At 41.7% G+C, this 16356-nt stretch carries 16 protein-coding genes; 10 read left to right on the top strand and 6 right to left on the bottom strand.

Features of this window, described 5'->3' with window-relative positions; all coding sequences use genetic code 11:
• Positions 1-54 precede the first annotated feature (54 nt).
• The 3 genes from C0V70_RS02485 to C0V70_RS02495 all read left to right on the top strand — a co-directional run bounded on the left by C0V70_RS02485 (position 55) and on the right by C0V70_RS02495 (position 3871).
• Positions 55-1518 (top strand): hypothetical protein, encoded by a 1464-nt coding sequence (locus tag C0V70_RS02485; protein ID WP_102242284.1) that lies wholly within the window; start codon positions 55-57, stop codon positions 1516-1518.
• A gap of 124 nt (positions 1519-1642) precedes the next feature.
• Positions 1643-2791 (top strand): metallophosphoesterase family protein, encoded by a 1149-nt coding sequence (locus C0V70_RS02490; RefSeq protein WP_158649534.1) that lies wholly within the window; start codon positions 1643-1645, stop codon positions 2789-2791.
• 141 nt (positions 2792-2932) lie between these two features.
• Positions 2933-3871, top strand: coding sequence for a methyl-accepting chemotaxis protein (locus C0V70_RS02495; protein WP_102242286.1), 939 nt, complete (start codon positions 2933-2935; stop codon positions 3869-3871).
• Here C0V70_RS02495 and C0V70_RS02500 read toward each other — a convergent pair.
• Together C0V70_RS02500 and C0V70_RS02505 are read right to left on the bottom strand one after the other, a co-directional pair.
• Complete coding sequence (locus tag C0V70_RS02500) at positions 3868-4104, bottom strand: ferredoxin (protein WP_102242287.1); 237 nt, start codon at positions 4102-4104, stop codon at positions 3868-3870. The genes C0V70_RS02495 and C0V70_RS02500 overlap by 4 nt on opposite strands.
• A 17-nt stretch (positions 4105-4121) precedes the next feature.
• Positions 4122-5621, bottom strand: coding sequence for a peptidylprolyl isomerase (locus tag C0V70_RS02505; RefSeq protein ID WP_102242288.1), 1500 nt, complete (start codon positions 5619-5621; stop codon positions 4122-4124).
• A 150-nt stretch (positions 5622-5771) separates the two neighbouring features.
• Here C0V70_RS02505 and mreC point away from each other — a divergent pair, with 150 nt between their 5' ends.
• From mreC to feoB, 7 genes are all read left to right on the top strand, one after another.
• Positions 5772-6662: a rod shape-determining protein MreC gene (gene mreC / locus C0V70_RS02510; protein ID WP_158649535.1), complete on the top strand. Its 891-nt coding sequence runs from the start codon at positions 5772-5774 to the stop codon at positions 6660-6662.
• Complete coding sequence (locus C0V70_RS02515) at positions 6659-7192, top strand: hypothetical protein (protein WP_102242290.1); 534 nt, start codon at positions 6659-6661, stop codon at positions 7190-7192. Before mreC ends, C0V70_RS02515 begins: the two co-directional genes overlap by 4 nt.
• Positions 7192-9264 carry a penicillin-binding protein 2 gene (gene mrdA, locus C0V70_RS02520; RefSeq protein WP_102242291.1) on the top strand — a complete coding sequence of 691 codons (2073 nt, stop codon included), beginning with the start codon at positions 7192-7194 and terminating at the stop codon, positions 9262-9264. Before C0V70_RS02515 ends, mrdA begins: the two co-directional genes overlap by 1 nt.
• Positions 9264-10370 (top strand): rod shape-determining protein RodA, encoded by a 1107-nt coding sequence (gene rodA / locus C0V70_RS02525; RefSeq protein WP_102242292.1) that lies wholly within the window; start codon positions 9264-9266, stop codon positions 10368-10370. The genes mrdA and rodA overlap by 1 nt, the downstream gene beginning before the upstream one ends.
• 114 nt (positions 10371-10484) lie before the next feature.
• Entirely contained in the window at positions 10485-10949 is a 465-nt protein-coding gene (locus tag C0V70_RS02530) for a MarR family winged helix-turn-helix transcriptional regulator (protein WP_102242293.1), read from the top strand.
• Between the two features lie 118 nt (positions 10950-11067).
• Complete coding sequence (locus C0V70_RS02535) at positions 11068-11307, top strand: FeoA family protein (RefSeq protein ID WP_102242294.1); 240 nt, start codon at positions 11068-11070, stop codon at positions 11305-11307.
• A 1-nt stretch (position 11308) separates the two neighbouring features.
• A complete protein-coding gene (gene feoB / locus C0V70_RS02540; protein ID WP_102242295.1) occupies positions 11309-13270 on the top strand; it encodes a ferrous iron transport protein B in 1962 nt (653 codons plus the stop codon).
• A 6-nt stretch (positions 13271-13276) separates the two neighbouring features.
• On the opposite strand, the gene C0V70_RS02545 is transcribed toward feoB, so the two are convergent.
• The 4 genes from C0V70_RS02545 to C0V70_RS02560 form a co-directional block, all read right to left on the bottom strand.
• Positions 13277-13792: a rhodanese-like domain-containing protein gene (locus C0V70_RS02545; protein ID WP_102242296.1), complete on the bottom strand. Its 516-nt coding sequence runs from the start codon at positions 13790-13792 to the stop codon at positions 13277-13279.
• 91 nt (positions 13793-13883) lie between these two features.
• Positions 13884-15191, bottom strand: coding sequence for an HD domain-containing protein (locus C0V70_RS02550; protein WP_102242297.1), 1308 nt, complete (start codon positions 15189-15191; stop codon positions 13884-13886).
• Positions 15192-15199: 8 nt separating this feature from the next.
• Positions 15200-15460, bottom strand: coding sequence for a glutaredoxin family protein (locus C0V70_RS02555; RefSeq protein WP_102242298.1), 261 nt, complete (start codon positions 15458-15460; stop codon positions 15200-15202).
• 58 nt (positions 15461-15518) lie between these two features.
• Complete coding sequence (locus tag C0V70_RS02560) at positions 15519-16277, bottom strand: hypothetical protein (protein WP_102242299.1); 759 nt, start codon at positions 16275-16277, stop codon at positions 15519-15521.
• Between the last annotated feature and the right edge of the window lie 79 nt (positions 16278-16356).

The raw sequence follows: 16356 nt of genomic DNA on the forward strand, positions 1-16356 counted from the left end.
TAATAAAGGGGCCTAGGAAGGGCCCCTTTTTTTTGGGAAAATACTGGAACAAATATGAAAAGAAATACTTGTTTAATTATTTTAATCGCTTTTGTCCTCTCCTCTTGTGCCTATTGGCCGAAAAGCTGGAGAAAGCCCTCAAGTGTAGAAACATCAATGGATCTCCTGGAAAAATCCCAGGTAATCATTGATCGGGTAGCGACGAGAGATTTTAATGTTCAAAGCTGTAGCCGCGATTTAGACCTTTTGATTGAACAATATAGTAAAGCGCCAGAGACTCTGAATATCGAAGTCATTAAAAACCAAGGACAGGAAATCCTGGACCAAAGTTTTGATGCCAGAATGGCCATTCACTCTATGTTGGATGTTTTACCGGTTGAATGTAAGGCAAAAGTTAAAGACCTTTACCTGAAAATGCGCATGGTGGAGGATTATGTTGGAGTTCACTACTATAGCGATGCCCAGATCTCTGCTGATTCGATTAAATATCAGGAAGAACCTGTGCCGGTTTATGAGGTCGATAAATACCGTCCCTATCACGTAGGAGCGGGGATTGATCCAAAGGCTAAATTCGAGTTTAAAAACGGCGATATCATGATCACTAAAGGGATCAGCTTTGTTTCGAGCACGATTTCGGAACTAGCAGCACCTAAATCCGTTTTCAGCCATATTGTTTTTGTTCACGTTGATGAAAAAACAAAAGAAGTGACAACGATTGAATCATATGTCGGAAAAGGTGTGAGCATTTTCCCGATTGAAGAGGCGCTTAAAAACGAAAATGCCCGCATCCTGGTGTTAAGAGCAAAAGACCAGGCCTTGGCCTCGAAAGCGGCCAACTACATGTACAACAAGGTTCAAAAGCTTAAATCTGAAAAGAAGTACATTCCGTATGATTATGAGTTGGATTTTTCTGACAATAGCAAAATGTCATGTGAAGAAGTGGCCTACGATGCTTATAAAACGGTCTCCAACGGAGCTATGATAATTCCGGAAATGGAGTCACAGATTCTTTTAGATGACCCAAAATTCTTAAAGCGTGTCGGCGTTAAAAAAGGGCCGATGATGGTTCCAACAGACATGGAAACAGATTCACGCTTTGATGTTGTGCTAGACTGGACAGATTACCGCGTGATGCGCGATTCATGGAGAAAGGATGCTCTTTTAGGAGAGATGTTCAGATGGATTCAGGATTACGATTACCGCATCTATGAAAATATGACGAGCGTTGCTGCGAAAGTGATCTGGTCGACACGATATATCCCGGGACTTTGGGGGATGATGTCGAAAATTTCAGGAATCCCTAAAGACTTCACGAAAGATGTTCCAAGTTTAACGATTACGACAATGGCGAGTTTAAAGTCTATTGGCGGTAACTTACTTCCAGTTGTCACTAAGGCTGACCAGGAACACTTTGAGAAGACTGGCAGATGGATGACGACAGAGGAGCTTCGCTCAACACTGGATCAATATCGTCAGACAAACCCAAAAGGCCTAAGAAAAGTATTCAGAGAAAAATAAATCAACCGGTCATCAGGTTTGTTCCAACACAGACCTGATGATTTCCTGACATCCACGCATCTTGTTTTCTTTTTAAATCTAAGCGAAACTCTTAAGTAATAAATAAAAATCAAGGATGATTTCAATGATGAACTTAAGACTAGGGCTTCTTGCCTTTTGTATCGTCGGCTCTGCGCAGGCCTTTTCGGCCGATTTATTTAAGGTGGCCCCTTATACACTCAAGCACACTAATGGACAGCTTCTTTTAAATTTTCAGTTAAATGAAGATAAGAAACTGGTGATTGAGGACGGGCAGAAGATCAAACGTTCTTTTGAATACAAAAAAGGAATTCATTATCAAACGGAACTGGGAAAAGAGGAGTGTGGAGTCAGCAAAGACCTGCGCATCCGCGATACCGGAACAAATGAAGTTGTTTTCACCAAAAATTACGAAGGTCTCTCTTGCACAGAAGGATCGAGAGCTCCGGATTACACATTTGGTTTTATCAGCGATACCCAACAGTATAAAGACCGTCATGAAGCGATTGCCCAAGTTATTGCTTACCACCACTCAATGGACCCACTTCAATTTTTAATTAACGGTGGAGATGTGGTTCAAAACGGACAAAAAGACGAACAAGAATGGATTGAGTACTTCCTTGGTGGGAAAGCTTATCTGATGGATGTTCCGCAAATCGCAGCGATTGGAAACCATGATTACCGCGGGCATAAAATTGATTACGCTCTTCCAAAGTTTTTCCAGAAATACATGAGATGGGAAGGAAGTCCGGCAAACGGAAACCTTTTCTTTGAAATGCCAGGCTTTCAATTAGTTATCTGGAACAGCAATGTCGGCGATCTTAAGAGCGATGAAGAAGATCAAATGTGGACATGGCTTGAACAAAAAATGCAGGCAGCCCAAAAGAGCAACACTCCATTGATTTTTGTTACTCACTTCCCGGTGTATTCATCTTCACTAAATAAGTTCACAAGCTTTGCAGTTATGAAGCTAAGAAGAAAGCTGGTTCCGATGGTTGAAAAATACGGCGTTAAACTGGTGTTAAGTGGACACACTCATATGTACGAGCGCTCATTTAAAGATGGTGTTCATTATTTAGTCGCTGGCCCTGCCGGTGGACGAGTCAATAAGCCAACTTTTAAGAATCCATATGTACAAAAATTCGACTCAAATGCGCTTACTTTTACTAAAGTAAAATATTCTAACCGTACTTTGAAGATCGAGACGTTCAACCAAGATAATACATTGATAGATCAATTATTTTTGAATCTTTAGATACCACTTCTAACAGGGCCTGTTTTCGTGCAGGCCTTGTTGTTTAGCCAGCCTAATAAATCTTTTTTAAAATCTTAAGTTTAGAAAAACCCCCTCTGTCTCGATAGGAGTTCGTTGCCGAATCTTTTGAGGTCTTTTCTGATGTCAAAACTACTTAATTACCGCAATATTTCCAGAATCAATATGATTCTGCTTGCTCTTCTTTTAGCTTCGATTGGTGCTTCATTGTGGGCCTCTTTTGAAGTAAGTCAGTTAAATGGATTCAGGCACACTTCTCTGGAGGGGATTGTGGAGTTGCAAAAAAATTCTGATGATCTGACACGTCTTGCGCGTTTATATATTGTGACAGGTGAGACGAAATGGGCAGATGAGTATGACAAAAGAAGATCGTCAAAAAAAGAACTGCTTAATCAGCAAGGATTCACTCGCAATGAACTAAATAAAGTAGAGCAGGCGCTGAAGCTTTCAAAAGACTTAATGAACATTGAAGATGAGGCCATCCACGCCGTTAAAGGTTTTTATCACGACGTTAATGGTGGTTATAAAAATAAAGGTGTGCCGAATTTAGACCTGGCAAAAAGGTTGATGCACAATCAGATTTATCAAAATTTTTCGACAGAGTTCACTAAGGCCGTGACAGATTTAAAAGAGATCTTAAAGGCCCGTCTGGAGCGCGAGATAAAAAAGAATAAGGAAAGGATTTTTATTTTTCAAGGCATGAGCGTCTTGATGGGGCTTTTGATGTTTTTATCAGCTATGCTCTTAAATAAATATTTGAGAAAGGCCCCGGCCGAAACTGAAAGTAACCAGTATTTTAGTGAAATGATCGAGACCATGTACGCGATTAAGGAAGAAAACAGAACGATTAATGAAAGTATGTTTCAGGCCAAGCAGCTTTTTTTTAATGCCTCGGTTGAAGCCGTTAAGTCGGGCGAAAGTGGAAAGGATCTTTTACTCGTCATCAATGAGTTTGAAAAACTTACCGAAGTCAGCGCCAAATCAGCGACTGAGATTTCAGGAATTCTGGATAAAACTCTGGTTAGTGCGGTTGAATTATCTGAAGGGAAAAAGGTGGCTTAGGCTTCACCGTCGTTGCCGATAGCTTCGACAGGGCAGGCTTCCATGGCGCTCAGGCATTCTTCAAGTTCTACCTGAGTTTTTGGCTGTAATTTAACAAAAGCATGGCCGTCATCATCATTCATGGTAAAAAAACTCGGGGCTTCCATAACACAAGCATCGCAAGCGATACATTGGTCATCAACGTAGAATTTCCCCGGTACATTTAGATCCCATTTTGAGTTTTTGTCGGCCATTGCTCTTTTATCTCTTATTACATCTGTAAAACATTGTGGTTGATTTTAACCTTTGTGTTCGCTTCCAGCTCTTTTAGGATGTTGTCCATCATTTTACGAGCTAGGGCGTTCTTTAGGCCGGCTTCATCACTTGCAGTCTTCGCTTGAGCGTTTAGATCTGTAGCTTTTGCAGCCGCCGTGCTTCTTACCATAATCAGGTTTGCACCGTCATCAAAAGAATTGAACTTCGGCTTAGATAGGTCTCCTGCGAATAGTTCCTTCATGTTATCAGCAGAAACGTAAGCTCCTGTTGAGAGCCCATCGATACGGTTAGCAGTTCCTTTGTTGTATTGAAGTTTGTATTTTGCAGCTAAGGCCTTAACTTCTGATTCGTTTCCAGCTTCAAGAGCTTTCCTCATGTTGTTGGCGATATCTACAGTAAGTTTCTTTAGATCTTCAACTTTATCTTTTTGAATGATTTCGCGAGCAAATTTTTCGCGGAAGTCAGCCAACTTAGCTGTCATGCCTTCATTTTTCTTTTCAACGAAGATTAAGTGGTAACCGAATTGTGTTTTAACCGGAGCAGAGACTGTCCCTGGTTTTTGTGTGAATGCGACCTGGTCGAATTCAGGAACCATTCTTCCTCTCTGGAAGCTTCCAAGCTCTCCGCCTTTACCTTTTCCAGACGGATCTTCTGTGTACTGATTAGCTTTTGCAGCGAAGTTTCCAGGAGTCACTTCTTTGGCAATTTTTTCAATTTGTGCTTTTACTGCAGCTTCATCTTTTCCTTCTGTTAAAAGCAGGATGTGGCGAGCAGTGACTTCTTCTGGTTTGTTTAAGCTGTCTTTTCTTTCGTTGAACATTGATTCAACTCTTTTTTGGTTGGTTTCAACTGCAAGGAACTTTGCCAGCTCGTCGTTAGAGACGTCGATGAATTGAGAAAGAGAGTGTTTTGAAATCTGAACAACTTCAACGTTTAGTTGATCTTCACGGAATTTCGCCATGTCGGCCATGTAGCCTTTTGACAGCGGGAAGTTTCCAGCTAGCTCTTGAACTTTTTTCATTCTGATCTGGTCGACAACATCTTGTTCGAATTCAAGTGGAGTCAGACGGTTTGCAGAGAGAATTCCTTTGTAGCGGTTAACGTCAAATTGACCGTTAGTCTGGAAGTATGGAAGCGCCTTAATTTCGGCCTTAACCTCTTCATCTGAAGGAAAAGTTCCGAGATCTTTCGCGAATTTTACCATTAACTTTCTTTGAACGATGTTTTTAATCGTGCTTTCTTTGATTTTCAGGCCTTCAAGTTGCTTTGCAGTCAGCTCTCCACCCATAATTTGTTTATAGAACTCAATCTGACGATTGTATTCTTGTTGGTACTCTTCAGGCTTGATTGGCATTCCACCAACTGATCCAACTTGAGAGACAGATCCACCGCCTTCGAATTGCTGATAACCAGTAAACATGAATGCAAGAATGATGAGACCGATTAAAACAGTAGCAAAAACGCCGGCCGTTTTGTTCTTTGTGAATTCAGACATAACTTTTTCCCTTTGGTTCGCGCTTTAAAAAATTTCTAACTATTGTAACGATTAAAAGTAAAGTTCGTAAAGTTTATTGGCTTTTTAAAAAAGATTACTTAAGCTTAATTATTAATTGTTTTTCCCATCAATATTTACGGAGTGAATCACTTGAGATTGTCTGATTCAGAAGAGCGCAAAACCAAGATTGTGATTAATAGCATAATCTTAGCGATTTCCCTGTATGGGATGTCGCAGCGAGACTACGTTTTCCAAAAAACATCTATTGCCGAAAGAGTCATTATTGACCTTATGGCCCCTGTGCAAAGCTTTGTGACAGGTATCCAGGAAGGCATGTCTTCATACGTCGAGCACTACGTGGCAAATCTTAATGCGAGCAAAGAAAATAAAGTTCTAAAAAATAAGATCTCGGACCTGCAAAATGAAGTTTTCAGCTACCAGGAAGCGGTTAAAGAAAGTGACCGTCTTCGCGAGCTGATTAATTATGGTGAGCAGTTAGAGAGAAAGAAAATCGTTGCCCGCGTTGTTTCGTGGGATTCAGCTGATGATTACAAAGTTATTCGTATCAATAAAGGGGTTAAACACGGGGTGAAACTCCACTCTGTCGTTGTGAGCGCGGAAGGTCTGGTTGGTTATGTTTACCGTCTGACTGCACACTTTGCTGACGTTATTACTATTCTTGATGCCAACAACCGCGTTGACGGTGTAGTCGAGCGCCTTCGCTCTCATGGTGTTGTTGAAGGATACAGCCGCGGTCGCTGTATTATGAAATATGTTAACCGTACAGAGCCGATCATTCTGAATGATATCGTTTTAACTGCAGGTCTGGGGAACGTTTATCCAAAAGGTCTTAAGATCGGATACATTTCGCGTATTGAGCGCGAAAGTTACGGGATCACTCAGCACGTAGAAATCACGCCCATCGTGAATTTCTCTAAACTTGAAGAAGTTCTGGTTCTAGTTCAAGAACAAGAAGAAGATAAACAACTCGAGTGGAAGGCCTTAGACCAAGAGCCGGAAGCAGGCGAGATTAAGCGATGAAAACAAATTTAAAAGATATTATTGTTCCACTGATCAAAACACTCATCCTTCTGTTCTTTTTAGAAGTGATGACGACGGCGGTGTTCCCGAATATTGGTCTTCTACACTATAGAATTCCATTCAATATTCTACTGGTATTGTTCCTTGGTCTAAGACTTGAAACACCATACTTGGCCATCATTATTATGATTGTTCAGTACTTTCACGGATTTTTCTCCGTTGAAGGTTGGGAGATGGGAACAGTTACCGGAATCGTGATTTGTGTTGTCGTTTCTTACGTAAGAGAAATGATCCACTTCTCGTCTTGGACGATGACGATCCTAATTACCCAGGTCTTTCAATTGTTATGGTTTTTTGTACAATCTATTCTTATCTATATTCAGCTTGGAAGTCTGAATTACATTTTTGAAAAAGGCTGGCGCTTCCTTCCTCAGTCCGTCATTATCGCCCTTTTATCGCCGATCTTTTTCTATATCTTAAATAGAATCTGGAACGTGGATGATCGCGGTATGCTAGGAGATAAGGTCTAATGTTCGGTGAAGACGATCTGGTCAAGTCCCATCAGGAAAGAGCAGATTTATTATTTAATATTATTGTTATAGCTTTTGCGATCCTACTTGCCCGCCTGTGGTATTTGCAGATTTATCGTGGAAAGCAATTCTTTAACTACTCTCTGGAAAACCGCCTGAGAAAGGACGTCGTTCGCGCTCCACGTGGGATGATTTTCTCGCGCAATAACGTTCTTCTTACTCACAACGTTCCGCGCTTTGATGCGATCGTTACACCTCAGTATTTAGAAAGTTCGGATGAGACAGTGGCCTACCTTGGACAAATCCTGGAGATGACTCCGGATGCGATCAAGAAAATCTTAAAACGTTACCAGGGACAAGCAAAATACATTCCGGTTGTTATTAAGAAAAACATTTCAAGAAAAGAAGTAGCGATCATTGAAACTGAATCGGCAAGACTGCCGGGGGTTTCGGTTGAAACGTTCATTTCCCGCGAGTACACCGACCGCGATGCCGGTGCTCACTTACTGGGATACATCTCAGAAATCTCTCAAGAAAAACTGCCAAAACTGCGCGAGCGCGATAAGTACGATTACAAACAAGGTGACTTTATCGGGCAAGCAGGGATTGAGCAGCAGTTTGACTTAGAAATCAGAGGGCAAGACGGTTACCAGTTCATGGAAGTTGATGCCAGAGGACGCGCAAGAAGACACGTTAGCTCTGATGACCTTTATTCAGGAATTGAAAACAAACTGGCCGAGCCAGGGAAAAACGTTCGTCTGACAATTGACCGCGATGTTCAGCTGGCAGCTTACCACGCGCTTGATGGAAAAGACGGAGCCGCTGTTGCTCTTGATGTTGAAACTGGTGAAGTTATCGCCATGGTTTCTCGCCCAGCTTATGACCCAGGAAACTTCTCGACAGGTCTTACTTCAAACTATTGGGGTGGACTAGTTATGGATGAGAAGAGACCTCTTCGCGATAGAACAATCCAGGAGCACTATTCTCCAGGATCTACATTTAAAACACTGACCCACATTGCGGCCCTTGAAGAAGGAATCATCAACGAAAACACGAAAGTTGTTTGCAGTGGTGGTTATAGAATGGGAGGAAGGGTCTTCCACTGTTGGAAAAAAGAAGGTCACGGTGTTGTAGACGTTATTAAAGCTTTGCAAACTTCATGTGACGTTTTCTACTACACAATTGGAAATAAGATCGATATCGACGTTATCTATAAGTACGCGACGATGTTTGGAATGGGACAGAGATCGGGAATCATTCTTCCGCGCGAAACCTCAGGTTTAATTCCAAATAAAGAATGGAAGAAAAAACGCACAGGAGTTGAGTGGCAAAAAGGAGAGACTCTCTCGTGCGTAATCGGTCAGTCCTTCGTTAACGTAACTCCACTTCAGCTGGCGATGTTCTACTCGACATTAGCAAACGAAGGAAAGTTATACCGTCCACACGTTGTTAAAGAAGTTTTCTCTAACACTGGACAGGTATTAAAGAGATACGAGCCAGAACTTATCAATGAGTTTAAAATTTCTAAGAAGACACTTGATCTGACAAAACGTGCTCTATTTGACGTAGTAAACGTACCGGGTGGTACAGCTTACTCACAAAAAGGAGTGGGGATTCAGATGTCTGGTAAAACGGGTACGGCCCAGGTTATCAGTTTCTCGGCAGACAAGATTTTCAGTAAGTGTGAGAATCAGGAATACAGATTCCGCCACCACGGTCTCTTTACGGCCTATGCTCCGAGTGTGAATCCAAAAATCGCCGTTGCGGTTGTTGTTGAACACGGATGTCACGGTGGTTCTGCCGCAGGTCCAGTTGCCCGCGCGATGGTTTCTGCTTACATGAATAAGTACTTCCCAAAATATCAGGAAAAGCTGATTGCTGAAGATAAGATGACTTTTGAAGAAGCTATCGAAGACAACAGAGTCAACCCGTTCCCGATGGTTCCAGAGACAAACCCAGTTGATTTCTACGACGAACAAGGGGTTCTGGTACGCAATTATGTATTAACTAGAGATGGCAAACGCGCGCCTCTTGCTCCAATAAAAGAAGGAGCGGGGACGGATGGTGAATAATGATTAATTTTAGAGAAGAACTCAAGCGCTACGATTATTCGTTCTTCGGAATTTGTACCGCGATTTTCGTGATCGGAATCTTAAACTTGTACTCAGCGACTCATTCACACGGTGTTGGTCCAGAGCAGGGGATTTATAAAACTCAGATTATGTGGTTCTGCCTTTCTTGGATGGTGGGAATCGGGGTGAGTTTTATCCAACCAAAGAACTTTTACCGTCTAGCTTATCCTTCTTATCTTGTTTGTCTCATGCTTCTGATTATGGTTCTTGTTGTGGGTCACTCGGCCCTGGGAGGACAGCGCTGGATTAACGTTGGTGGCATCAAGTTCCAGCCCTCGGAGATTGTTAAGATGTCCGTGGTTCTCGTACTGGCCAGATGGTATTCAAAAGCTTCTCCGGAGCAAGAAACTGGTTTTAAAGAACTCATCATTCCATTCCTTATTACTTTTGTTCCAGCGATCATGGTTATTATTCAGCCCGATCTTGGTACAGGGATGTTAACGCTTCTTATTTTTTTCATGATCACTTTCTATAGAAAGCTAAAGTGGAAAACGATTATTATTATCGGGATGATTGGAGTGGTTTCAGCGACGGTTATGTATAACTTTGGTCTTCGCGAATACCAAAAGAAGAGGATCATTACTTTCCTTGATCCGGAATTCGATGCCAAAGGTTCTGGTTACAACGCGATTCAGTCTAAAATTGCTATTGGTTCGGGACAGTTTTTTGGAAAAGGATTCCGCCAGTCTTCTCAGGGAGCTCTGAACTATCTTCCGGAAAATCATACTGACTTTATTTTTGCGATCTTCAATGAAGAGCACGGTTTTGTAGGATCAGTCTTCCTGATTGCCCTTTACCTGGCGCTGTTCTATCGATTGTTGTGGCTTGCTTCCAACGTCAATAAGATGTTCGATTCCATTGTTGTTGTCGGAGTGTTAGGGATCTTCTTTTGGCACACCCTCATTAATATGAGCATGGTTTCCGGATTGATGCCTATCGTTGGTATTCCACTCCCACTCATGTCTTACGGAGGATCAAACCTTCTGACATTCGGAGTGTGTTGCGGCGTCGTGACATCTATCAGCAACGCGAGAAATTTATTTTAAAGTCTGGCATTTCGCTAATAGTACTGTTGTAAGACTTGACTCTCTTGGAATCTTCGTGGGAAACTATTTTAGTCTCAGTAGGGGACTAAATAAAACCATAACCACGGACGTTTCATGAAGAAAGTTTCGAGTATCGGAAGTTTAGTAAAAAAGATTTACAGAACTTACTCAGCAGAACTACTAGTCTCATTACAATCAAGAGGATTCACTGACCTAAGACCATCGTTCTTAGAAGTTCTTTTATTCATCTGTGAGCACGACGGACCGTCTATTAAAGAAATCGGTACTGGTTGTGGCCTAAAGAAGCAGACGATGACTTCTCATCTTAATGAGCTTGAAAGCCGCGGCTATATCGAGCGCAGACTTAACTCCCACGACAAACGCGAACAAAATATCTTCCTTACGGAATATGGCCTGAAATTTAAACTGAACTTGTTTGAATGCATTGGCGATATTGAGAAAAAGTACACCGACTTAATTGGTGACCTTGAACTCAACCGTGTGGAACTCATCTTAAAGAACTTTCATTCTAAGTTGTTAGTTCAGCCAGGGCTTTTCGAGCACTTTTCGGACCACTGAGTTATATCAGCAAACTTCCTATTGATTATCCTCCGTACTAATAATAGTATGCGGCAAGTTAGCCTATTCAAATTTTTATTCCTAGGTTGGAATTACTGTTACCTTATTAGGACGGTTTATGAGTTTAACTCTTGCAGATGTTCCTGTTGGAACTAAGGTCGAAGTTGTCGGTTATGAAGGCGAGAGCCTTTATGAATTCAAATTTATTTCTCTTGGGATTCTTCCTGGAGATCATGTCGAAATCAAATCTAAAAGTCTTTTTGGTGGCCCGATTGCTCTTAAACATGGAGAGTGGAATTTTCTGGCACTGAGAAAAGATTACGCTAATAAAATTATTGTAAAGAAGCTGGGAGAATAAAATGGAAAACGTATTGCTCGTTGGTTTTCCGAACTCTGGTAAATCAACCATTTTTAATATGCTGACAGGCCAGTTGAGAAAAGTTTCCAACTACTCGGGTGTAACTGTTGATTCAGCAAACGCAGAATTAATTTCAAATTCAATTAATGATAAAAAAATAAGCGTGGTTGACCTTCCGGGTGTATACAACCTCGTGCCGACAAGTCTTGATGAAGGAGTCACAACAACTTCACTCATTAAAGACATGTCAAAGTACAAAGCGATCGCCATGATTCTGGACCTTGATCGCTTTGAAGCCTCACTGTCGCTGCTTTTAGCGGTCAAAGAGATTCTTCCAAAGAAAAATATCATTGTTATCGTTAACAAAAATGATCACCTGCTCTTCACAGCAGAGCATGCTAAAAAACTTGAAATCAAAATTGGTTATCCAGTATTAAGTATCTCGGCGATCAATGACGATGAAAAAGAACTGGATAATTTCATCCGTAAATTCGTAACAGATAAAAAAGAAGCGGATGCTGCCTTTGAAAAAATCAAAGTTTACCCTGAGTCGACTCAGTATATTCCTGAATTAAAATCGCAGGAGCATTTTGTAGAAGTCGCCGTTGATGACGTTGTTAAGACGATTAAGTCTCATCAGGCAGAGGCGAGAGAAATTATCAATGGGATCTACTCCCACTCTTCTTCTAAAACTAAGTTTACTGAAAAGTTAGATGCTATTATGCTTCACAAATTCTGGGGAAGCTTAATTTTCATCGCTATCTTCTATATCATTTTCCACGCCATTTATTCTTGGGCCGGTCCAATCATGGACCTGACAGAATCTGGAGTGGGTGCCTTAGGTGATTTGGTTGGACCACATCTTCCTGAAGGACTTATCAGAAGTGTTGTTATTGACGGTGTATTTGCCGGAGTGGGGGGAGTGATTGTATTTCTTCCTCAGATCATGATTCTCTTTTTCTTGTTAAGTTTATTAGAGCAATCAGGCTACATTTCAAGGGCTGCCGTTTTAACTGATAAAGTAATGGGAACATTTGGACTTAACGGAAAAGCGTTCCTCCCTTATATGTCTGGTTTTGCCTGTGCTATTCCAGCAATCATGGCAGCAAGAAGTATTCCGGATCACAAAGAAAGGGCCTGCACGATCATGACGATTCCAATGATCACTTGTAGCGCCAGACTTCCGGTTTATGTTCTTTTAATCGGGACATTTATTCCAAGTGTAACTTACCTGGGCTTTTTAAATTCTCAGGCACTGGCCTTTTTCTTCCTTTATTTTCTGGGAAGCTTTATGGCCTTAATCATCGCCAAGATTTTCAGGCTGACGATTTATAAAGGTGAAACAAGCAACTTCATTATTGATCTTCCTCATTATGAGAAACCATCTTATAAATTTGCGGCCAGACAGGCGCTTAGAAAAGGAAAAGTGTTTCTTAAGAAGGCCGGAACGATTATTTTAGGGCTTTCTATCCTTATCTGGATTCTTTCGACTTTCCCTGGATTAAGCGAAGAGCAAATGGCCAATAAAACACCCGAAGAGGTCTCAGCGTTGACGCTTGAAAATTCTTATCTTGGTAAGGCCGGAAAGTTCATGGAGCCTGCACTCAAACCGATGGGGATGAACTGGAAAATGGGAGTTGGGGTTCTCGTGGCCTTCGGAGCACGTGAACTTTTCGTTTCGACTCTGGGAACTGTTTACGCACTTGGGGATGTAGATGAAGAATCAAGTTCTCTTCGCGATAGATTAAAATCTGAAGTTGATCCGGCCACAGGAAAACCTGTTTTTAATACGGCCGTGGCATGGAGTCTTCTGATCTTCTTCGTCTTTGCTCTTCAGTGTATTAGTACATTGGCGATTCTAAGAAGAGAAATGGGCTCGTGGAAATACCCGGCATTCATGTTTACTTACATGGGGCTGTTGGGCTATGCCGGAGCAACGATTGCTTATCAATTATTGAAATAAAATTTTTTAAACGGGTGCATCTTTATCAGGTGCACTCTTCTCTGAGGATTTTCCTGGCCAGAACTCATAGCCTCCCGAAATATTATTGATATTAAAAAATCCTTTCTTTACCAACAACTCACAGGCCGAAATAGAGCGCAGTCCATTTTCTGAGATAACCAGGATAGGAACAGTTTTACTTGGGATTTCTGAAAAACGAACATGCAGTTCTTCAATAGGAATGTGAACTGCTTCTTCCAGTCTTGTTCCTTTAAATGATTTAGCCGTCACATCCAGAACAAAAAAATCGATATTGGGATTGTTGTAAATGCTCCATGCTCTTTGAGGAGAGATGTCGTTATAAGGTCTTCCCATCAGGATCATGTGGTCGTCGATTTCTTCGCCGTTTTTAACACGCACTAAATGGTTTCTTTGAAGAGTGATGGAGAAATCCAGCTTTTCATCAATTCGAGAAATGTTCTTTTCAATGTTGTTCAATCTTGAATTGATAAACTCTAGCATCTGGAAGCTTTTTAAATCCACAGTCGACTCCTTCTAGTGTGTGATCTTCCTTCTATTCTACAGGGGAAGACCACCACTGGGGGAGTCGGGCAAAAGCTTCTAGGCGGGCCTCTTAGCGGGCGTGGATGAGTTCCAGAATCCTTTTCTGTTGAACAGGAGTCAGGGTCTCAAAATCGCAGTGAAGGCGGTTAACCGCGTGAGATTTAGCAAATTTAGTGAAGAGGTCAGTGGCTTCGTTGATATCGAAAGTGATTTTTTGGTCGCTTCCGAAAAGCTTTCTGACAACTTTCATCGGGTACTTCGAAATACTTGTTTCATCCACATAATATTTTGAAAGGCGTCCGCTTGAAGAGCTTCTGATAAATTCGATATTTTCCTGTGCCAGGTAGTTCAGGATTTCAGTGAGCTTCTTTTCCTGGTTATCGTTGAAAGACTCGAAGATTTTTTGCGGAACTTGATTCTTCACAACCGCTTCAGCATATTTGTTTTTCGATTTTCTTAAAACCTTCATCAGGAATTGGTCATCGTGTTCGATGTACTCTTCAATACTCGCCGGGATGACGTATTCAGAAGGTGAAGTCCTGAAGTACTTAAAGAGCAATTGCTCCAAGCACACAGCACGGTAGTGGAAGTACACCATGATGAACATGTGGTAGCGAGACAGTAGGAAATCATCGAAAGTCACTACGGCCCTTTCGTTAATCCCCAGGTAGGCCATGTCGTTTTCCACACACACTTCTAGGTTATCCAGCATCCAATCCAGGTCGTATGAACCGTAGCTTACTCCACAGAAATAACTGTCGCGAAGCAGGTAGTCCATGCGGTCACAGTCTAGTTCACTTGAAACCAGCTGAGACAGGACAGGGAAGTAATTAATTCCATCGACTTTAAAATAATCCGGGTCACTTGTATGTCCAGTGATTAAGTCAGCAATGTGTTTTCTCTCTAGTCCGAATTTTTTTTCTACAAGTGAGAATGAACCGGCAAATGAACTGTCGACGATAGACTTGATTGTGTAGTCCTCGTGAGTCGCCTGGCGGTCATTTTTTTGATCTTTAAGGGAAAGGAAGTCTTTTGGAATATTTAGTTCTGAAAGTTTCGGCATCACTGTTTCTGTCGAGTGAGACAGAGGAGCGTGTCCGACATCGTGAAGAAGACAGGCCAGCTTAAAAGTTTCTTTTAATCTCTGGATGTTCTTGTCTTGCAAGCGGTGTTTGAAAAGTCTGTCAAAAGCACTGTTGGCAATATTCATAACACCAATAGAGTGAATGAATCTGGTGTGAGTTGCTCCGGGGAAAACGTATTCAGAAAAACCAAGTTGTTTGATGTTTCTTAAACGCTGAAAAAAATCATCACGGATAATGGGAATTTCTTCATCGAGGATGTGGATAGAGCCATGAACGGGATCGCGAATTTCCATTTTGTTCCTTAAGTTGTCTTTGTCAGACGGTCAACGTTTGCTTCTAACCATGCCATGATATCTGATGACTCATGCATAGGATCTCCATCGATAAACAGGCAAGGGACAGTTTTTCTTCCCGTGATCTGGATAAGCTTTTGGAGCGCATTTAGATCTTCATAGATGTCGATCCAGTTAACTTTAATTTTGTGCTTATTAATGACATTTATAACTCTTTGGCAATAAGGACAAGAGTCGAAGTAATAAAAATCTAGTTCAGGGGCTTTCATTTTTTATGGCCTTTATAGCAAAAAGGGCTTCCGAAGAAGCCCTCTATGGTTTTACTTTCTAGTAATCATCATCGTCATCGAACGAATCTTCATCGTCACCTGATTTCTTTCCAAGAGCGTATTGCTCATCTTCATCAAGTTCACGGTCCAGGTCATCGTCTTCTGGCTTATCAAAAGCGTCGTTGTAACCCCATCCATAAGAATAGGTCCCTTCTGCCTGACTGCCACTTTCATCGTCTTCAGGATCGAATTCTTCTTCGAACTTCCCTCCGCCGCCTTCGCCTTCTTCTTCATCGTCGAAGTCTTCGTCGCCCATAGCTTCGTCTACAGTCTCAGTGTCTTCATCGTCGCCAAGATCAGCGTCCAGATCGAAGTCATCTTCCATTTCGTCATCGAAGTAATCATTCTGTTTGCCTTTTGCACTAACAGGAGTAGCGATGGCGCTTTTATATTTCTTGATAGCTTCTTCTCTTGAAAGAACAACATCTTTTTTAGGTGCCACTGCTTTAGCAGCTGTTTTTGGTGCTGACTTTGTAGCTGCTGCTTTTTTTGGAGCAGGAGCGGCCTTTTTAGCTGCTGCTTTTTTCGGAGCAGGAGCGGCTTTTTTAGCGACTGCTTTTTTAGGAGCAGGAGCGGCCTTCTTAGCGACTGCTTTTTTCGCAGGAGCGGCCTTTTTAGCTACTGCTTTTTTTGCAGGAGCGGCCTTTTTAGCTACTGCTTTTTTTGCAGGAGCGGCTTTTTTAGCTACTACTTTTTTTGCAGGAGCGGCTTTTTTGTTGACTACCTTTTTTGCTTTTGGGGCTGCTTTTTTGGCCATTCTGATATCCTCGGATTAGGAAGGGTTTTTTCTTCAAAACTGGAGAAGAGTATATATGGAAATTTGAACTTTTTTCAAG

Source organism: Bacteriovorax stolpii, assembly GCF_002872415.1.
Lineage (GTDB): Bacteria > Bdellovibrionota > Bacteriovoracia > Bacteriovoracales > Bacteriovoracaceae > Bacteriovorax > Bacteriovorax stolpii.

Coding starts and splice junctions, on each gene's coding strand:
- C0V70_RS02485 (WP_102242284.1), top strand. CDS start 55: ATGAAAAGAAATACTTGTTTAATTATTTTAATCGCTTTTGTCCTCTCC.
- C0V70_RS02490 (WP_158649534.1), top strand. CDS start 1,643: ATGATGAACTTAAGACTAGGGCTTCTTGCCTTTTGTATCGTCGGCTCT.
- C0V70_RS02495 (WP_102242286.1), top strand. CDS start 2,933: ATGTCAAAACTACTTAATTACCGCAATATTTCCAGAATCAATATGATT.
- C0V70_RS02500 (WP_102242287.1), bottom strand. CDS start 4,104: ATGGCCGACAAAAACTCAAAATGGGATCTAAATGTACCGGGGAAATTC.
- C0V70_RS02505 (WP_102242288.1), bottom strand. CDS start 5,621: ATGTCTGAATTCACAAAGAACAAAACGGCCGGCGTTTTTGCTACTGTT.
- C0V70_RS02515 (WP_102242290.1), top strand. CDS start 6,659: ATGAAAACAAATTTAAAAGATATTATTGTTCCACTGATCAAAACACTC.
- mrdA (WP_102242291.1), top strand. CDS start 7,192: ATGTTCGGTGAAGACGATCTGGTCAAGTCCCATCAGGAAAGAGCAGAT.
- rodA (WP_102242292.1), top strand. CDS start 9,264: ATGATTAATTTTAGAGAAGAACTCAAGCGCTACGATTATTCGTTCTTC.
- C0V70_RS02530 (WP_102242293.1), top strand. CDS start 10,485: ATGAAGAAAGTTTCGAGTATCGGAAGTTTAGTAAAAAAGATTTACAGA.
- C0V70_RS02535 (WP_102242294.1), top strand. CDS start 11,068: ATGAGTTTAACTCTTGCAGATGTTCCTGTTGGAACTAAGGTCGAAGTT.
- feoB (WP_102242295.1), top strand. CDS start 11,309: ATGGAAAACGTATTGCTCGTTGGTTTTCCGAACTCTGGTAAATCAACC.
- C0V70_RS02550 (WP_102242297.1), bottom strand. CDS start 15,191: ATGGAAATTCGCGATCCCGTTCATGGCTCTATCCACATCCTCGATGAA.
- C0V70_RS02555 (WP_102242298.1), bottom strand. CDS start 15,460: ATGAAAGCCCCTGAACTAGATTTTTATTACTTCGACTCTTGTCCTTAT.
- C0V70_RS02560 (WP_102242299.1), bottom strand. CDS start 16,277: ATGGCCAAAAAAGCAGCCCCAAAAGCAAAAAAGGTAGTCAACAAAAAA.